We start from the raw sequence: 17575 nt of genomic DNA, 5'->3' as shown, positions 1-17575 counted from the left end.
ATCCTCGAATCGCGCTGCGGCACCGCAGCACCGGGGACACGAGGCCAGGAAGCGAGGGACGGACGGTGCGGGAGACGTTGGGCGACTCGACAACCGCCGCGGCGCACGCCGTCGCGGCCGGATACTTCCAGTCCTACTCCGTGGTCGGACTGCTCGCCCTCGTCGGCGTGCTGTTCGTCGCGGTCGCCTTCGGCGCCGGCCGGCTGCTGCGCCCGGTCGTGCCGACGCCGGAGAAACTCCTGACCTACGAGTGCGGCGTCGACCCCGTCGGCGAGGGCTGGGCCCACACCCAGGTCCGCTACTACGTCTACGCCTTCCTGTACGTCGTCTTCGCGGTCGACTCGGTGTTCCTGTTCCCCTGGGCGACGGTCTTCGCCGCCCCCGGCTACGGCGCCGCGACCCTCGTGGAGATGTTCGTCTTCCTCGGCTTCCTCGCCGTAGGCCTGCTGTACGCATACAAGAAGGGCGTCCTGGCATGGACGTGACCCCGGATCCCGTGTACCTGCCGGAGCCCCAGCGGCTCGGGACGCTGGCCCGCCTGGCTCCCGAACCGATGAAGGTGGTCCTCAACTGGGGCCGCCGCTACTCGCTCTGGGTGTTCAACTTCGGCCTCGCCTGCTGCGCCATCGAGTTCATCGCCGCGTCGATGGCCCGCCACGACTTCATCCGCCTCGGAGTCATCCCCTTCGCACCGGGCCCCCGCCAGGCCGACCTGATGGTGGTCTCGGGCACGGTGACGGACAAGATGGCCCCGGCGGTCAAGCGGCTGTACGAGCAGATGCCCGAGCCGAAGTACGTCATCTCCTTCGGCGCCTGCTCCAACTGCGGCGGCCCCTACTGGGACTCGTACTCCGTCACCAAGGGCGTCGACCAGATCATCCCGGTGGACGTCTACGTCCCCGGCTGTCCGCCGCGCCCCGAGGCCCTGCTCCAGGGCATCCTCAAGCTGCAGGAGAAGATCGCCCACGAGTCGCTGGGAGACCGGTACGGCGCCGGGTCCGCCCGGCCGTCCGCCGCCGCGCTCCAGAGCGGCCTGGTGCGACCGCCGGCCCCGGCCGGTGAGGAGGGCACGCCATGAGCACGGCCGGCTGGCTGCCCGCCCCCGCCGGGGAACTCTTCGGACCGGACGCCACGGCCGAGGAGTCGTACGGCCTGCTGACCGTCGACGTGCCGCCGTCCGCCTGGCTCACCGCCCTGGAGACGGCCCGTACGACCCTGTCCTGCACCTACTTCGACTGGTTGAGCGCGGTCGACGAACCGGGCACCGGCTTCCGGGTCTGCGCGCACGTCGTCGCCCTCGGCCCGGTCCGCCGCCTCCTGGTCCGTACGACCGTCCCGCACGAGGCCCCCGCGCTGCCCTCCGCCGTCGGCGTCTACGCGGGCGCCGGCTGGCACGAGCGCGAGACCCACGAGATGTTCGGCGTCGTCTTCGAGGGCCACCCGGGGCTGGACCACCTGCTGCTGCCGGAGAACTTCGAGGGACACCCGCTCCGCAAGGACTTCGTCCTGGCCGCCCGGGTCGCCAAGGCGTGGCCGGGCGCCAAGGAACCGGGCGAGTCCGAGCACGGCGGCCCCAAGCGCCGCCAGATGCTGCCCCCGGGCGTGCCCGACCCCAACGAGTGGGGCCCGCTCAAGGGCCAGCTGCCGCCCGCCCCGGCCCGCCCGGCCAGGGCGGCGGCGGGCCGCGCCGCCGGCGAGCGTCCGGTACGGCGCACTCGCTCGGCGTCGGAGGGCTCGGCCGGCCAGGCCGCGCGTACGGGGCAGGAGGCCGGCGGTACGGCCCAGCCGGCGCGCCGGACGCGGAGTGTGAGCGAGGGCTCGGCGAGCCAGCAGGCGGAACGGACCGAGGACGCGGCGACGCGCAAGCAGGCCGCGACCGAGGGCGACGCCACCCGGGCGGCGGCCCCGGGCCCGGCCGCCGAGGCGTCCACGGCCCACGAGCCGACCGCACCGGCACGCCCGCGCCGCACCCGCAGCGCGTCGGAGGGCTCGACCTCACAACGAACGGAAACGGAGCCGCCCGCCTCGGGTGAGCGGACCGCGCCGGCTGGGTCGGGTGAGCCGACTGGGCCGACCGAGCCGTCCGCGCTGGCTGTGCCGGACAGGGCGACCGCGCCGAGCGGGCCGACCGAGTCGGCCCAGTCGCCGCAGCCGGTGCCGGCGGGGGAGCCGGGCGAGCCGATCGAGCCGTCGCAGCCGGTGGGGTCACCGGAAGCGGCGGAGCCGAGTGAGCCGGCCGTGCCGGACAAGGCGGCCGTGCCGGACAAGGCGGCCGAGTCGGCCGGTCCCGGTCGGCCCGCGCGCCGGGGCGCCGCCCCGCGCAGCGCGGACGCGCCGTGGCACCACGCCCGCCCGGCCTTCGACGAACCCGACCGCGCCCCGGAACCGGAGCCGGAGTCACGTGAGACGGCCCGGCCGGGTTCCGAGCCGGACCGCGCCCCGGAACCGGAATCAGGCGAGGCAGCCAAGCCGGGCTCCGAGCCGGACCGCGCCCCGGAACCGGACTCACGCGAGGTAGCCAGGCCCGGCGGGCCCGAAGGCCCCGGCGAGTCCGAAGGCCCCGGCGGGGCCGCCGGACCCGATCGTCCCGACACCCCCGAAGATCCCCCAGGAGGCCCGCAGTGAACGACGTGCTGGACGTCGCCCTGCGACTCCTGGTCGTCTTCGTCGTCTTCCTCACCTTCCCGCTGATCGTCGGCCAGACGGAGCACAAGGTGATGGCCCACATGCAGGGCCGCCTCGGCCCGATGTACGCGGGCGGCTTCCACGGCTGGGCCCAGCTCATCGCCGACGGCGTGAAGTTCGCGCAGAAGGAGGACGTGGTCCCGGCGGGCGCCGACCGCCGCGTCTTCCAGCTCGCCCCCGCCGTGGCCCTCCTGCCGTACCTCCTGGTGCTGCTGGCGATCCCGATCGGCCCCGGCGAGGGCGCCGTCGGCCAGGTCCTCGACGCCGGGATGTTCTTCGTCCTCGCGGTGATGGGCGTCGGCGTGCTCGGCTCGCTGATGGCCGGCTGGGCCAGCGCCAACAAGTTCTCCCTGCTCGGCGGCCTGCGCACGGCCGCCCAGCTCCTCGCCTACGAACTGCCGATGCTGCTGGCCGCGGCCTCCGTGGCGATGGCGGCCGGCACGGTCTCCCTGCCCGGCGTCCTGCACGCCTTCCACTGGTGGTGGGTGCCGTGGCAGCTCGTCGGCGCGGTCGTCTTCTTCGTCGCCGGACTCGCCGAGCTGCAACGCCCGCCGTTCGACATGCCGGTCGCCGACTCGGAGATCATCTTCGGCGCCTACACCGAGTACACCGGTCTGCGCTTCGCCCTGTTCCTGCTCGCCGAGTACGCCGGCATCGTCGTCCTGTGCGGTCTGACCACCGTCCTCTTCCTCGGCGGCTGGCACGGCCCGTGGGGCGCCGACGGCCTCGGCTGGGTGTGGACCCTGCTGAAGACCGCGCTCCTCGCCTTCCTGGTGATCTGGCTCCGCGTGACCTATCCCCGGCTGCGCGAGGACCAGCTCCAGAAGCTGTCCTGGACCCTCCTCGTCCCCCTCTCCCTCGCCCAGATCGCCCTCACCGGCATCGTCAAGGTGGTGATCTCCTGATGGCCCCCGTCCCCGGCAGCGGCCTCGCCAAGGGTCTGGCCGTCACCCTGCGCACGATGACGAAGAAGACGGTCACCGAGCAGTACCCGGACACCCTGCCCGAGCTGCCGCCCCGCTCCCGCGGGGTGATCGGGCTGTTCGAGGAGAACTGCACGGTCTGCATGCTGTGCGCCCGCGAGTGCCCGGACTGGTGCATCTACATCGACTCCCACAAGGAGACCGTCCCGCCCGCCGCGCCCGGCGGCCGGGAGCGCAGCCGCAACGTCCTCGACCGGTTCGCGATCGACTTCTCCCTGTGCATGTACTGCGGCATCTGCATCGAGGTCTGTCCTTTCGACGCGCTGTTCTGGTCCCCCGAGTTCGAGTACGCCGAGACCGACATCCGCGACCTCACCCACGAGCGGGACAAGCTCCGCGAGTGGATGTGGACCGTGCCGGCCCCGCCCGCCCTGGACCCCGGCGCCGAGGAGCCCAAGGAGATCGCCGCGGCCCGCAAGACCGCCGAGAAGCTGGCCGCCGCCCAGGCCGAACCCCGGGAGGGCGAGTCGTGACCCCCGCCGCAGCCGCGCACCTCGCCGGGACCGGGCACGGCCTCCGCCTCGCCGCGGCCCCGCACGGTTTCCTGTCGCCGACCGGTGTCGAGATCGCCTTCCTGCTCGTCGGCCTGGTCACCCTCGGCGCCGCGCTGATCACCGTCACCACCCGGCAGCTCGTGCACGCCGCCCTGTGGCTGGTCGTGGCGCTCGGCGGGCTCGCCGTGGAGTACCTGCTGCTCACGGCCGAGTTTATCGCCTGGGTGCAGGTCCTGATCTACGTCGGTTCCGTCGTCGTCCTCCTGCTGTTCGGGCTGATGCTCACCAGGGCCCCGATCGGCCGCTCCCCGGACGCCGACTCCGGCAACCGCTGGGCCGCGCTGACCGTCGCGGCGGCCGCCGCCGTCGCCCTGGTGTGGGTCGTCACCGACGCCTTCCGCACCACCTGGATCGACCTGGACGGCCCGGCCGCCGGCACCACCGCGGTCACCGGCGCGAGCCTGTTCCGGCACTGGGTGCTGCCGTTCGAGGCGCTGTCCGTGCTGCTCCTCGCCGCGCTGGTCGGCGCGATCGTGCTGTCCCGCAAGGCCAGGGCCGGCGCCGTGCCCGCGGCCCCCGGGAAGGAAGGCGCCCGCTGATGCACCTCGCCTATCCCGCCGTACTCTCCGCCCTCCTGTTCTGCACCGGCCTCTACGGCGTCCTCGCCCGCCGCAACGCGATCCTGGTCCTGATGTCGGTCGAGCTGATGCTCAACGCCGTCAACCTAAATTTGGTCGCCTTCGACGTCTGGCTCAGCCGGACCGCCGAGGACACCCTGCACTCCGGCCAGGCGCTGACCCTGTTCACCATCGCCATCGCCGCCGCCGAGATCGGCATCGGCCTGGCGATCGTGCTCGCCGTGCACCGCAACCGCGGCACCGCCGACATCGACAAGCTCCGCGACACCGCCGAGGGCCCCGCGACCGAGGGCCCCGGCACCTCCGCGGCCGAGAAGGCTGAGGCCACCGCGTGACCACGACCACCCTCGCCGTCCTCGTCCCCCTCCTGCCGTTCCTGGGCGCCGCGGCCGGCCTGCTGCTCGGCCGGACCGCGCCCGGGTTCGTCCGCCCGCTCGCCGTCCTGCCGCCGCTGGCCTCGCTGGTGCTGGCCGCGCTGGTCGCCGTACGCCAGGGCGGCGACGCGGCCGTGGACGCCCACACCGAGCTGACGCCCACCGGGTCCGTGCCCGTCGAGCTGGCCCTGCACATCGACGGCTTCGCCGCGCTCGTCGCCGTACTGGTCGCCTTCGTCGCGGCCTGCGTGCAGATCTACTCCACCGGCTACCTGCGCGACGACCCGCGCTACCCGTCGTACGCCGCTCTCGTCTCCCTGTTCACCTCCGCGATGCTGCTGGTCGTCTACTCCGGCGACCTGATCGTGCTGCTGGTCGGCTGGGAGGTCATGGGCATCTGCTCCTACTTCCTGGTCGGCCACTACTGGGAGACCCCCGAGGCCCGCGCCGCCTCCCTGAAGGCCTTCCTGGTCACCAAGCTGGGCGACGTGCCGTTCCTCATCGGCCTGTTCGCGCTGGCCGGCGACGCCGGGTCGTTCCGCGTCACCCGCGTCCTCGACGCCGTCGCGAGCGGCGGCATCAGCCATCCGACGCCGATCGCGCTGCTGCTGCTCGCGGGGGTCGCGGGCAAGTCGGCGCAGTTCCCGCTGCACACCTGGCTCCCGGACGCGATGGCCGGCCCGACGCCCGTCTCGGCGCTGATCCACGCCGCGACCATGGTCGCCGCCGGTGTCTACTTCACCGCCCGTCTCCTCCCGCTCTTCGAGGCCTCCCAGGCCGCGATGGTGGTCCTCGCCGTCATGGCCGCCGTCACGATGACCGGCTCCGGTCTCGCCGCGCTCGCCCAGGACGACATCAAGCGCGTCCTCGCCTACTCGACGATCGGCCAGCTCGGCTACATGACCGGCGCCCTCGCCGTCGGCGACCGCGGTGCCGCCGTCTTCCACCTCCTGTCCCACGGCGCCTTCAAGGCGCTGCTGTTCCTCGCGGCCGGCGCCGTCATCCACGCCGCCGGCACCAACTCGCTGGCCGCCATGTCCCGCATGCGCGGCCTGCGCGACCGCGTCCCGGACGCCTACTGGACGATGACCGTGGCGCTGCTCGCGCTCGCCGCGATCCCGCCCTTCAGCGGCTTCTTCTCCAAGGAGTCCGTCCTCGGTGCCGCCGAGCACGTGACGCAGGGCCACCCCGGACACGCTCCCGCCGCGGCCGGCTGGATCGTCCTGGTCGCCGGCCTGCTCGCCGCGCTGCTGACCGCCGCCTACGCCACCCGGCTGTGGCTGCTCGCCTTCCGCGGCCGGGGCGCCGAGGCCCCCGACCACGGCAGGCAGCCGCTGACGATGACCGTGGTGCTCTGGGTCCTCGCCCTGCCCTCCCTCGCCTTCGGCGGGCTCGCCTACCGCGCGCTGCCCGGCTGGTTCGGCGGCCGTGACCTGACCCCGGCCCCGCTCACCTCGATCCTCGGCACGGGCCTCGCCGTGGTCGGCGGCCTGCTCACCTACGGCGCCTGGCAGCGCACCACCGCGCTCGCCGCCCGGACCCCGCTGGGTGCCGTCGCCGCCCATCCCGAGGGCGACGCCGGCCTGGTCGAGGCGGAGGCCATCGCCGCCCACACACCGGCCTACGGCGACATCGCCTCCGCACCCGACCCGGCGGACCCCGGACGGCTGCTGCTCGGCCCGCTGCACCGGCCCGCGGCCGCCGGCTTCCACCTGGACGCGGTGTACGCGGCGCTGTTCGTCCGCCCGGTCCAGGCCGCAGCGCGTCTCGTCCGGTTCCTCGACCGCGAGGTCGTCGACACCTACGTACGCGGCGCCGCCGCCGTGCCCCGGCTGCTCGGGACCGCCGTACGGCGGGCCCAGACCGGCAATGTGCAGACCTATGTGAGCGCGCTGCTCGCCGGCACCGTCGTCCTGGCGGTCGCCGTCCTCCTCGTCGCCACGGGAGCGTGAGCAGGCGTGATCGGTATCAACGAGTCCGTGATGCAGTTCCTTCTGGCATTCGTCGTCGTCGGCCCGCTCCTCGGCGCCGTCGCCGCCCTCCTCCCGGCGCCCCCCGGACTGAAGGGGAAGTCACCCGGGCAGGCCGTGCTGCGGCACGGCGTGACCGTCACCGGCGCGGTCCTCGCCGCCGCGATCGTCCTCGCGCTCGGCTTCGACCACGACCATCCGTCGAAGATGCAGGCCACGACCGACATCAGCTGGATCCCCGCGCTCGACGTGCGGATCCACCTCGGCACCGACGGCATCTCCCTCCCCCTTCTGGTCCTGACCGCGCTGCTGACCTTCCTCTGCGCGCTCTACTCCTACTTCAAGCCGCCGGCGGGCCCGGCCCCCAAGGCGTTCGTCGCCCTCCTGCTCCTGCTGGAGGGCGGCACCCTCGCCAGCTTCGCCGTCCTCGACCTGCTGCTGTTCTTCCTCGCCTTCGAGACGGTGCTCATCCCGATGTACTTCCTCATCGCCCGCTGGGGCGGTGCGGACCGGACCCGGGCCGCGTGGAAGTTCATCCTGTTCACGCTGCTCGGCTCCGTGGTCATGCTGCTCGGCCTGCTCCTGGTCGGTCTCAAGGCGGGCACGTTCGACATGGTGGCACTCGCCACTGACAACGGCCGGTCGCTGACCGCGTCCGTGCAGGTCGTCGCCGTTCTGGCGATCGGGCTCGGGCTCGCCGTGAAGACGCCGATGTGGCCGCTGCACAGCTGGCTGCCCGACGCCCACACGGCCGCGCCGACCGTCGGCTCGGTCCTGCTGGCCGGTGTCCTGCTGAAGATGGGCACGTACGGCTTCGTCCGGATCCTGCTGCCGGTCGCGCCGCACGGCTTCCACACCTTCGCGCCGTACCTCGCCGCGTTCGCCGTCGTCGGGATCGTCTACGGCTCCCTGGCCTGCCTCGCCCTCGCCCGGCAGGGCGCGAAGGGCGACCTCAAGCGACTGATCGCCTACTCCTCCGTCGGCCACATGGGCTTCGTCCTGCTCGGCATCGCCACCATGACCCCGACCGGCGTGAACGGCGCCCTGTTCGCCAACATCGCCCACGGCCTCATCACCGGCCTGCTGTTCTTCCTGGTCGGCGCCCTGAAGGACCGCACCGGCAGCACCGACCTGGACACGCTGGCGAAGGAGACCGGCGCCGCGCTGTACGGCAGGGCCCCCCGCCTCGGCGGTCTGCTCGCCTTCGGCGCGGTCGCCTCGCTGGGCCTGCCGGGCCTGGCCGGGTTCTGGGGCGAGATGCTCACGCTGTTCGGCGCGTTCCGGCCCGCCGCCGGCCTCAGCCGGCCCGCCTTCCTCACCTTCCTGGCGATCGGCGCGTCCGGCACCCTGCTGACGGCCGCGTACATGCTGATCGTGGTCCAGCGCGTCTGCATGGGCGGTGTGCGGCGCGAGGTCCCGGAGCTGGCGGACGTGCACGGGTACGAGTTCGCCGCCTGGACCCCGCTCGTCACCCTCACCGTCCTCGCCGGACTGTGGCCGAAGGCCCTGCTCGGCCTGACCGACCCGGCCGTGCAGCAGCTCCTCGCAGGAGGCACCCGATGAGCGCCCAGCCGCTTGCCGAGTCGCTGGTCCAGTCCGTCGACTGGCTCGCGATCGCCCCGCCCGCCCTCGCGGCCCTCGTCGGACTCGCCGTCCTCGTCGCCGACCTGTTCGTGCCCGAGCCCCGCAAGGCCGTGCTCGGCTGGGTCTCGGTCGCCGGACTCGCCGCGGCGACCGCGCTGCTGCTGCCCCTCCTGGACGGCGACCGCGCCACCTTCTGCACCGACGCCCACGCGCGCGCGTGCAGCTACACCGCCGACCGCTTCACCCTCGTCATCCAGCTCCTGGTGCTCGGCGGCGCCCTGCTCGCCGCCCTGCTCTCCGTCACCCACCTGGACGACGAGCGGCGCCGCGTCCCGCCGGGCGAGTTCTGGTTCCTGCTGCTGTCCTCCGCGGCCGGCGCCGCCCTCCTGCCCGCCTCCCGCGACCTGGCCACCCTGATCGTCGCCCTGGAGGTCACCTCCCTGCCCGCCTTCGCCCTCGTCGGCATCCGGCACGGCGACAAGCGGTCCTCCGAGGCGGCCCTGAAGTTCTTCCTGTCCTCGGTCACCGCCACCGCGGTCAGCCTGCTGGGCATCAGCTTCGTCTACGCCACCACCGGCACCCTCTACCTCACCCAGGTCGCCCAGCGCCTGCCGCACGTCGGCGGACAACTGCACACCCTCGCCCAGACCGGTGTCGTCCTCACCCTCGTCGGCTTCGCCTTCAAGACCGCCGCCGTGCCCTTCCACTTCTGGGTGCCCGACACCTACGTGGGCGCGCCCCTGCCCGTCGCGGCCTACCTGTCCGTCGTCGGCAAGGCCGTCGGCTTCTCCGGCCTGATCCTGGTCACCGTCGTCGCGTTCCCGTCGTACGCCGGCGTCTGGGGGCCCGCGCTCGCCGCGCTGGCCGCCCTGACCATGACCGTCGGCAACGTCGCCGCGCTGCGCCAGCAGACCACGCGCGCGTACAGCGCCGTACGGCTGCTCGCCTGGTCCTCCGTCGGCCAGGCCGGCTATCTGCTGGTGCCGATCGCCGCGGCCGGATACAGCAAGGACGCCGAGCGGGCGATCGGCTCCACCGTGGCGTACGCCCTGATGTACGCCGCCGTGAACCTCGGCGCGTTCGCCGTGGCCGCCCTGGTGGGCCGCGGCCGCGCGCTGAACCGGATCAGCGACTACCGGGGCCTGTACGCCACCAACCCGCTCGCCGCGCTGCTGCTGGCGTTCTTCCTGCTGTGCCTGGCCGGGCTGCCGCCGGGCGTCATCGGTCTGTTCGCGAAGGTCACGGTGTTCTCGGCCGCCGTCGACGCGGGCCTCGGCTGGCTCGCCGTCGTCATGGCCGTCAACGTCGTGATCGGCCTCTTCTACTACCTCCAGTGGGCGGCCCTGCTGTTCCGCGCCCCCGAGGGCGAGTCCGTCCGGCACCGGGTGCCGGCCCCGCTCACGGCCGCCCTCGCCGTCACCGGAGTCCTCGGAGTCGCCCTCTCCGGAGCACCCCAGCTAGTGCTGCGGTTCGCGGCCGCCGGGCTGTTCTAGGAGCGGCCTCCGGGCTGTCCTAGGAGTCGTCCCGCGCGCGTGGGGCACCCGTGCGGCCACGCGCGCGTACGGCCGGACGGGCACCTCACCCGCCCGGCCGCCGCGCGCCACCGTACGCACAGGGAACTCGTGGCCTCCGCCTGGCGTTGTCACCTGCGGGAGGGTCACCGGAACAGAGTGTTCCCCAGCCGCACGACTTGGAGGACGCACCGTGCACCGCCGGCACAACGGGCTCAGGACCGCAGTTCTCCTCGGAGGGCTGTCGGCACTCATCATCGTCATCGGCGGCTTCTTCGGCCGCGCCGGACTGATCGTGGCGGTGCTGGTCGCCCTGGGGACGAACGCGTACGCGTACTGGAACAGCGACAAGCTGGCGCTGCGCGCGATGCGCGCCCGTCCGGTCAGCGAGTTCGAGGCCCCGGTGCTGTACCGGATGGTGCGGGAGCTGTCCACGCAGGCCCGCCAGCCCATGCCCCGGCTGTACATCTCGCCGACGGAGGCCCCGAACGCCTTCGCCACGGGCCGCAACCCGCGCAACGCGGCCGTGTGCTGCACCGAGGGCATCCTGCGCCTGCTGGACGAGCGCGAGCTGCGCGGGGTCATCGGCCACGAGCTGAGCCACGTCTACAACCGGGACATCCTCATCTCCTCGGTCGCCGGCGCCCTCGCCTCCGTGATCATGTTCCTGGTGAACTTCGCGTGGCTGATCCCGGTCGGCCGTTCGGACGACGACGAGGGACCCGGTCTGTTCGGCATGCTGCTGATCGCCATCCTGGGCCCGCTCGCCGCCTCCCTGATCCAGCTCGCCATCAGCCGCTCCCGGGAGTACGAGGCGGACGCCTCCGGGGCCCAGCTCACCGGCGACCCGCTCGCCCTCGCCAGTGCCCTGCGCAAGCTGGCGACGGGCACCCGGCAGCTTCCGCTGCCCCCGGAGCCCCGCATCGAGACGGCGAGCCACATGATGATCGCCAACCCGTTCCGTCCGGGCCAGGGGCTGTCGAAGATGTTCTCCACGCACCCGCCGATGACGGAGCGCATCGCCCGGCTCGAAAAGATGGCGGGCGGCTACCGGTAGGACCGTTCCGGCCGGCCGCGCGCTGCAATTCCGCATTGAGCGGCCGTTCTTTTCCGACCTCCCAATGCGCGCGAAACCCTGAGGCTGTACGGGGGAAAACGCGGGCGCTGCCGCGCGTCTGGTGATCGTTGCCGCCCGGCCGTCGCCATCCTGTGCACTGAGTATGCGGCACCAGGGACGACGAAAGGTTGGCCGAGTGAAGCTCACCAAGCGGTTCGCCGCAATCAGTACCGCCGCGGTCACGGTGGTGCTCTTCAGCGCCGGAGGCGCGCAGGCGCAGGGCGACGGGGGACTCCTGTCCCGCCTGGGCGTGGCGTCACTGCTGCAGGCCCCCTACCGGATGGGGCAGGCGGGCCTGGGAGGCACCGACACCCAGAGCACCACGAACACCAACACGAACAACAACAATAACAACAATCCCGGCGGGGTGAACAACAACAACAATAACAACAACAATGGGGGCGTGAACACGAACAACAACACCAATAACAACAACATCCTCGCCGGTACGGCGGCGCCCGGAGGCGGTGGACTTCTCTCCCTGCTGGGCATTCCGCCGCTGCTGCAGATCTGCTCTCCGACGGGACAGGCCGCACAGGGGAACAACACCTTCACCGGCAGCCAGAACATCAACTGCAAATTCAGTTGACCTGAACGGTCCGTCGCGCAGCGCTACCCGCGCTCGGGGTCGGGGCCGTGGTGTTTCCGGGCGGCCTCATGGCGGGTGTGGACACCCAGCTTGGTCAGTACGGCGCCCACGTGATGTCCGGCCGTCTTGGGACTGATGTAGAGGCGGGCGGCGATCTCGGCGTCCGAAAGACCCTCGTCCAGCAGCTTCAGGACGTCCATCTCCCGGTTGGTGAGCCGGTAGGGATTGGCCCGGGTGGCCGGCCGCGGGCCCTGCCGGACCGGGCGGATTCCGCGGGCCCGCATCAGGGAGCGGGTGTGGGCCACGGCCGGCCGGGTGCCCAGGGCCTCGAAGGCGGCCAGGGCCCGGCGCAGCGCGGAGGCGTCACCGGACAGGCGGGCCAGCGCGGCGTCGTACGGGCAGCCGAGCCGGTCCCAGTGCGCCGCGGCGCCGGCCCAGTCGCCGGCCAGTTCCCGCGCGTACGGACCGGCCGCCGGGACCGGTGGGGGATCTCCTCCGGCGCGGCGGATCCAACAGGCCAGGGAGCCGGACAGCCAGGGATGGGTGCGGTCCGCCAGCGCGGTCAGAGCGCGGCGGGCCTCCGTCCGCACCCGTTCGTGGTCGCCGGCCAGCCAGGCCGCCTCGGCCCGGGCCTCCCAGCCCAGTCCCGTGTCCCGCAGGCAGTCCGGGTCGACCAGGCTCGCCGCCCGGTCCAGCGGCGGCCACACCTCGGGCCGGCCCTGACGGGCCCGTACCAGGCCCCGCACGGTCAGCGCCAGGGCTTGGGCGACCGGCGGCGAGCCGGGATGGGCCAGGACCTTCTGCGCGGCATCGGCGGCCCGGGACCACAGCCCCCGGTTCAACAGGCCCCAGCAGCCCCAGGCCCGCGCGCACAGCAGGTAGGCCGGCAGGTCGTGATCGAGGCAGTAGTCCTCCGCCCGGCTCACGGCCGCGGCCGTCCGGGCGGCGTCCCGCCGCAACGCGGCCAGCCAGCACAGCACGAGCGCCAACGACCCCGCGTCCGGCGGCGGACCCCCGGCCATCGCGTCCGCGACCGCCCGCTCGCACTCCTCCCAGCCGCGTCCCCCGCTCAGCACGCGTGCCGCCGCGGTGTGGAAGCGCGCCTGGACGAGCACCTCCGTATCACCGGAGCGCCCGGCCAGGGCGAGTGCCTTCCCGGCGTGGCCGGCGACCGCCGCCTCGCCCTCGTGCCCGTAGCAGGCGAGCCGGCAGAGGTTCAGGTGCGCCCGCGCCAGCTCCCGGCCGGGCGTCAGCCCTTCGAGCACCCGCACCGCCTCCAGACCGGTCCGCCTGGCCTCGGCGGCCCGCCCGGCCGGCCACAGCCAGCAGGACAGCCAGCGCAGGTCCTCGCCCTCGCCCAGCCGGTCGCCGAGGGCGCGGCGCAGCCTCACCGCCGTACGCCGCGACGCGATCCCCTCGTCCAGCCGGCCGGACAGCAGGCAGGCCCGCGAATGGCCCTCCAGCAGGGAGACCCGCTGCTCGGGCGGCAGGCGGTCGGCGTACCGCAGGGCGTGGGCGTACTGGGCGGCGGCTTCCCGGTGCGCCCCCAGCGCGGCGGCACGGGCGGCCGCCGCGGGCGCGTACTCCAGCACGGCGGCCGCGTCCCCGGCGCCGTGGGCGTGCTCGGCCAGCAGCGGCAGGTCCTCCTCGGTGACCGGACCGGACCGCATCGCCGCCAGGGCCTGCCGGTGTATCCGCAGACGGTAGGCGGCGGGCACGGTCTCCAGCACCGCCAGCCGGGTCAGTTCGTGGCGGAACCCGGTCACCTGTCCGTGGGTGCGCACTATCCCGCAGGCCACGGCCTCGTCCAGCGCTTCCTCGGGGGCCGGCAGGACGCCGGCCAGCAGGGACAGCGGTACCCGGGCCCCCAGGACGGCCAGCACGTCGACCGCCCGGCGCGCCGCGGCCGACAGTCCCGCCAGGCGGCCCGCCACGGACTCGCGCACGGTGGCCGGGATGGCTTCGGCGGGAGCGGCCAGGATCTCGGTGACGAGGAACGGGTTGCCGGCGGAGACGCGGTACAGCTCCTCGGCGTCCACGGCGTGTCCGGTGGCCAGCCGCGCGACGGCCCGGCGGCTCAGCGGGGTCAGGTCGTGCCGGTACACCCACGGATAGCCGGCCAGGGTGCCGAGGAGCGCGGTCACGTCGTGGGTCCGGCCGATCTCGTCGTCGCGGTAGGTGGCCAGCACCAGCGACGGGACGCCCGGCAGCCGGCGGGCCAGGTAACGCAGCAGGTCCAACGTGGCCTCGTCGGCCCAGTGGATGTCCTCGACGACCAGCAGACTCGGGTAGGCGCTCAGGTCGGCGAGCAGCCGGTCGTAGACCTCGTCCGAACGGCAGGCGCCGGTCAGCGTGCCCGTCAGGGCCGCGCGCACCTCGTCGCCCAGGCGCGGGGCCAGGTCCAGCAGGGGGCCCAGGGGACGGGGCGTGGCGAGCGGGTCGCAGGCGCCGATCACGACCCGGATGTGGGGATCGGCCACCTGGGCGAGACGGCGGACGACGGCGGACTTGCCGATCCCGGCCTCCCCGCGGACCAGGGCCAGGCGTCCGGGCCCGCTCACGGCGGCCTTCAGGTGACCGGTCAGGTCCCGGAGCACGGTCTCCCGCTCTAGAAGGTCCATCACCAGCCAGTTTCCTCCCGTGGCCGGAGCGGCGCAAAAGATCCAGACCGATCAAGACCGGCCGGGCGGCGGCGCCGTATGCGGGCTGCCGGGGCGGAGCGTGGGGTGTGGGCCGGGGCGGACGTGGGGTGCGCGGGGCGGAACTTGGGGTGCACACCCGATGCGCCCGCCGTCCCCGGCCGCGCATGCTGGCCGAAGAGTTTCAGACCGGGGTATCGGAGTTCGCGGCGCCTGCCGTCTCCGCGCTGAGTGTGTCGCCTGCCCTGTGCCTAATGGACTGCCGATCTACGACGTCCATACCCATCGGAAAGGAAACATCATGGCGAACAAGTATGCCAAGCGCGCGGCCCTGATAGCCGCATCGGCAGCCCTGGCCGCGGGAGGCGCCCTGGCGCCGTCGAGCGCCTTTGCCGCCCCGGCACCCACAGGAACCCACGCGACGGCGCCGAGCGACAACGGTGGGAACAACAACAACAATAACAACAACAACGGTGGGCGGGGCGGTCACCACCAGAACAACAACAATAACAACAACAACGGCGGGCGGGGTGGGAACAACAACAATAACAACAACAACAACGGCGGGCGGGGTGGGAACAACAACAATAACAACAACAACAACGGCGGGCGGGGTGGGAACAACAACAATAACAACAACAACGGCGGGCGGGGCGGGAACAACAACAATAACAACAATAACAACGGCGGGCGGGGCGGGAACAACAACAATAACAACAACAACAACGGAGGCGGAGGCGCGAACAACAACAACAACAATAACAACAACAACGGCGGGGGTGCGAACAACAACAATAACAATAACAACAACGGTGGAGGCGCGAACAACAACAATAACAACAACAATAACGGCGGCGGAGGTGGAAACAACAATAACAACAACAATAACAACGGCGGCGGAGGCGCGAACAACAACAATAACAACAACGGCTGAACTTGACGGTCCGGCGGCCGGGTGTCCACAGTCCCCTGGCCGCCGGACTGCCGCGTTCGTGCGGGGTGATGAAGACGAAGAACGCAACGGTACGCGGAGCCGGGCTCGCAGTCGCGGTGACCTGCTTCATGGCGTTGGGCGGCTGGGGACCCCCGGCGCATGCCGCCGGCGCACCCGTGAAGTCGACGACCCAGTGCTACGCGACGCGGAACAACCCGGACGACATCACGTGCTACCGGCATTCCTGGAAGGCCGAGTTCAGGCACGGTGACGTCGTTTACGTGCCCATTCTCATTCAGGTGCCCAAGCCCGCACATCCGTCGTCGGTGGTGTACGTCGGCAGCCTGGACGACATTCGCCCGAGCGCTACGACGGGTGCGTGAATCCCGCTCGGTCGGTCGCCGTAGGCGTCACAGCCGTCGGCGATGAGGGGGATCGAGGTCAGCGTTCGCCGAATGCCTTGTCCGTGGGCACGACCTCCTGTCCGAGCGGCATGAGCGAGAGCGGGATGAGCTTCAGGTTCGCCCAGCCGAAGGGAATGCCGACGATCGACAGGAAAAGCGGAATGCTCGTGACCAGGTGGGCCAGCGCGAGCCACCAGCCCGCGAAGACCAGCCAGACGACGTTGCCGACGCACGACGGTGCGCCGGCACCCGGCTTCTCCACCGTGGTACGGCCGAACGGCCAGAGGACGAACCCGGCGATGCGCAGCGACGCGACGCCGAACGGAATGGTGACGATCAGGGCGAAGCAGATCAGGGCGGCGACCAGGTAACCGATCGCCATCCAGAGCCCGCAGAGGAGAAACCACAGGATATTGAGCAGCAGGTTGAACACCTTCATAACCCGTATACCTCTCCAGGTGGCTCAGCCGGCATGCCTGCCGCGGCCGCACATCACCTTCCGCGCCGCCTCGCCCGCCACCGCCGTACGCCGTGGGCCGGGCGGGGCAACCGGTGGGTACGCCCGTGGCGTCCTCCCTGTTGACACGGCACGCACACGCTCGCGTGACGGACGGCGGGGCCACGGCGGAACAGACCCGGGCCCGGACGGTGCGGTCACCGCACGGAAGGGCAGGTTCACGGCATGGGCATCATCGGCTGGATCATCCTCGGGCTGCTGGCCGGAGCCATCGCCAAGGTGCTGCTGCCGGGACGCGACCCCGGCGGCTTCATCGGCACGACCGTGATCGGCATCGCGGGCGCGTTCCTCGGGGGCTGGATCTCGGCGCGCTGGCTCGACCACCCGGTCAGCAAGCACTTCTACGACGGCGCCACCTGGGCCGCGGCCGTCGGCGGCTCGCTGGTGCTGCTGATCGTCTACCGCCTGCTGTTCGGCAACTCACGCGACTGAACCGGGCAGGCCCGGCGGGACGGCAGGGCGGCGACGGAAGGCGGAAGGGCGGGCACCACCGGGTGCCCGCCCTTCTCCGGTTCCGTCCGCCTAGCGGTAGTTCACGAACTGCAGCGCGAAGTCGAAGTCCTTGCCCTTCAGGAGGGCGATCACGGTCTGGAGGTCGTCGCGGCTCTTGGAGCTGACCCGCAGCTCGTCACCCTGGACCTGCGCCTTGACGCCCTTCGGGCCCTCGTCACGGATGATCTTCGCGACCTTCTTGGCGTTCTCCTGGGAGATGCCCTCCTGGATCGACGCGAAGATCTTGTACTCCTTGCCGGAGAGCTGCGGCTCGCCCGTCTCCAGCGACTTCAGGGAGATACCGCGCTTGATGAGCTTGGACTCGAAGACGTCGAGGACGGCCTTCACCCGGTCCTCGGAGTTCGCCTCCATGAGGATCTTCTCGCCGGACCACGAGATCGAGGCGCCCACGCCCTTGAAGTCGTAGCGCTGCGAGATCTCCTTGGCGGCCTGGTTGAGGGCGTTGTCGACCTCCTGCCGCTCGACCTTCGAGACGATGTCGAAACTGGAGTCGGCCATGTCCTGTGGCTCCTTGTATCGGGGTGCGTGATCGGGTGCGCGGCGGCGACCGCCGGGCCCGGTGGAGCACCGGGCCGCATCCGCACCAGCCTAGCCACCTCGCGACCCGGGAAGCGGAGATCAAC

Annotated in this window: 18 protein-coding genes; 15 read left to right on the top strand and 3 right to left on the bottom strand. The window is 72.1% G+C overall.

What is annotated here, in order from left to right:
- Positions 1-65: 65 nt before the first annotated feature.
- The 12 genes from ACZ4SV_RS03870 to ACZ4SV_RS03815 all read left to right on the top strand — a co-directional run bounded on the left by ACZ4SV_RS03870 (position 66) and on the right by ACZ4SV_RS03815 (position 11945).
- Entirely contained in the window at positions 66-485 is a 420-nt protein-coding gene (locus tag ACZ4SV_RS03870; protein ID WP_365880370.1) for an NADH-quinone oxidoreductase subunit A, read from the top strand.
- Positions 476-1078, top strand: a complete 603-nt coding sequence (locus ACZ4SV_RS03865; RefSeq protein WP_397938362.1) for an NADH-quinone oxidoreductase subunit B — start codon at positions 476-478, stop codon at positions 1076-1078. Before ACZ4SV_RS03870 ends, ACZ4SV_RS03865 begins: the two co-directional genes overlap by 10 nt.
- Entirely contained in the window at positions 1075-2625 is a 1551-nt protein-coding gene (locus ACZ4SV_RS03860) for an NADH-quinone oxidoreductase subunit C (protein WP_468001098.1), read from the top strand. Before ACZ4SV_RS03865 ends, ACZ4SV_RS03860 begins: the two co-directional genes overlap by 4 nt.
- A complete protein-coding gene (locus ACZ4SV_RS03855; protein WP_397938359.1) occupies positions 2622-3590 on the top strand; it encodes a complex I subunit 1/NuoH family protein in 969 nt (322 codons plus the stop codon). The genes ACZ4SV_RS03860 and ACZ4SV_RS03855 overlap by 4 nt, the downstream gene beginning before the upstream one ends.
- A complete protein-coding gene (locus ACZ4SV_RS03850; protein ID WP_397938357.1) occupies positions 3590-4141 on the top strand; it encodes a NuoI/complex I 23 kDa subunit family protein in 552 nt (183 codons plus the stop codon). The genes ACZ4SV_RS03855 and ACZ4SV_RS03850 overlap by 1 nt, the downstream gene beginning before the upstream one ends.
- Complete coding sequence (locus ACZ4SV_RS03845; protein ID WP_468001095.1) at positions 4138-4761, top strand: NADH-quinone oxidoreductase subunit J family protein; 624 nt, start codon at positions 4138-4140, stop codon at positions 4759-4761. The genes ACZ4SV_RS03850 and ACZ4SV_RS03845 overlap by 4 nt, the downstream gene beginning before the upstream one ends.
- Positions 4761-5135 carry an NADH-quinone oxidoreductase subunit NuoK gene (gene nuoK / locus ACZ4SV_RS03840; RefSeq protein WP_365880380.1) on the top strand — a complete coding sequence of 125 codons (375 nt, stop codon included), beginning with the start codon at positions 4761-4763 and terminating at the stop codon, positions 5133-5135. The genes ACZ4SV_RS03845 and nuoK overlap by 1 nt, the downstream gene beginning before the upstream one ends.
- Positions 5132-7126, top strand: coding sequence for an NADH-quinone oxidoreductase subunit 5 family protein (locus ACZ4SV_RS03835; protein ID WP_468001093.1), 1995 nt, complete (start codon positions 5132-5134; stop codon positions 7124-7126). Before nuoK ends, ACZ4SV_RS03835 begins: the two co-directional genes overlap by 4 nt.
- 6 nt (positions 7127-7132) lie before the next feature.
- Entirely contained in the window at positions 7133-8707 is a 1575-nt protein-coding gene (locus tag ACZ4SV_RS03830) for an NADH-quinone oxidoreductase subunit M (RefSeq protein ID WP_468001091.1), read from the top strand.
- Positions 8704-10221, top strand: coding sequence for an NADH-quinone oxidoreductase subunit N (locus tag ACZ4SV_RS03825; protein ID WP_468001089.1), 1518 nt, complete (start codon positions 8704-8706; stop codon positions 10219-10221). Before ACZ4SV_RS03830 ends, ACZ4SV_RS03825 begins: the two co-directional genes overlap by 4 nt.
- 211 nt (positions 10222-10432) lie before the next feature.
- Positions 10433-11296 carry a zinc metalloprotease HtpX gene (gene htpX / locus ACZ4SV_RS03820; protein WP_468001087.1) on the top strand — a complete coding sequence of 288 codons (864 nt, stop codon included), beginning with the start codon at positions 10433-10435 and terminating at the stop codon, positions 11294-11296.
- A gap of 196 nt (positions 11297-11492) precedes the next feature.
- On the top strand, positions 11493-11945 hold the full coding sequence (locus tag ACZ4SV_RS03815) for a hypothetical protein (RefSeq protein ID WP_468001085.1): 453 nt from the start codon (positions 11493-11495) through the stop codon (positions 11943-11945).
- A gap of 23 nt (positions 11946-11968) precedes the next feature.
- Here ACZ4SV_RS03815 and ACZ4SV_RS03810 read toward each other — a convergent pair whose 3' ends face one another.
- Positions 11969-14566: a helix-turn-helix transcriptional regulator gene (locus tag ACZ4SV_RS03810; RefSeq protein ID WP_468001315.1), complete on the bottom strand. Its 2598-nt coding sequence runs from the start codon at positions 14564-14566 to the stop codon at positions 11969-11971.
- Between the two features lie 319 nt (positions 14567-14885).
- Here ACZ4SV_RS03810 and ACZ4SV_RS03805 point away from each other — a divergent pair, with 319 nt between their 5' ends.
- The gene (locus ACZ4SV_RS03805) at positions 14886-15518 is read left to right on the top strand and encodes a hypothetical protein (RefSeq protein WP_468001083.1); all 633 of its coding nucleotides are present in this window, start codon (positions 14886-14888) and stop codon (positions 15516-15518) included.
- A 68-nt stretch (positions 15519-15586) separates the two neighbouring features.
- Positions 15587-15901: a hypothetical protein gene (locus ACZ4SV_RS03800; protein ID WP_468001081.1), complete on the top strand. Its 315-nt coding sequence runs from the start codon at positions 15587-15589 to the stop codon at positions 15899-15901.
- Between the two features lie 58 nt (positions 15902-15959).
- Here the strand turns inward: ACZ4SV_RS03800 and ACZ4SV_RS03795 are convergent, their stop codons facing one another.
- Positions 15960-16361, bottom strand: a complete 402-nt coding sequence (locus tag ACZ4SV_RS03795) for a YccF domain-containing protein (RefSeq protein ID WP_397938337.1) — start codon at positions 16359-16361, stop codon at positions 15960-15962.
- A gap of 243 nt (positions 16362-16604) precedes the next feature.
- On the opposite strand from ACZ4SV_RS03795, the gene ACZ4SV_RS03790 reads away from it, so the two are divergent.
- Entirely contained in the window at positions 16605-16871 is a 267-nt protein-coding gene (locus ACZ4SV_RS03790) for a GlsB/YeaQ/YmgE family stress response membrane protein (RefSeq protein ID WP_365876045.1), read from the top strand.
- A 90-nt stretch (positions 16872-16961) separates the two neighbouring features.
- Here ACZ4SV_RS03790 and ACZ4SV_RS03785 read toward each other — a convergent pair whose 3' ends face one another.
- Positions 16962-17450, bottom strand: coding sequence for a YajQ family cyclic di-GMP-binding protein (locus ACZ4SV_RS03785; RefSeq protein ID WP_365876047.1), 489 nt, complete (start codon positions 17448-17450; stop codon positions 16962-16964).
- Between the last annotated feature and the right edge of the window lie 125 nt (positions 17451-17575).

Source organism: Streptomyces sp. NPDC027672, from assembly GCF_055566335.1.
Note: the sequence above shows the minus strand (reverse complement) of the source record. Positions and strands in the feature narration are given on the sequence as shown.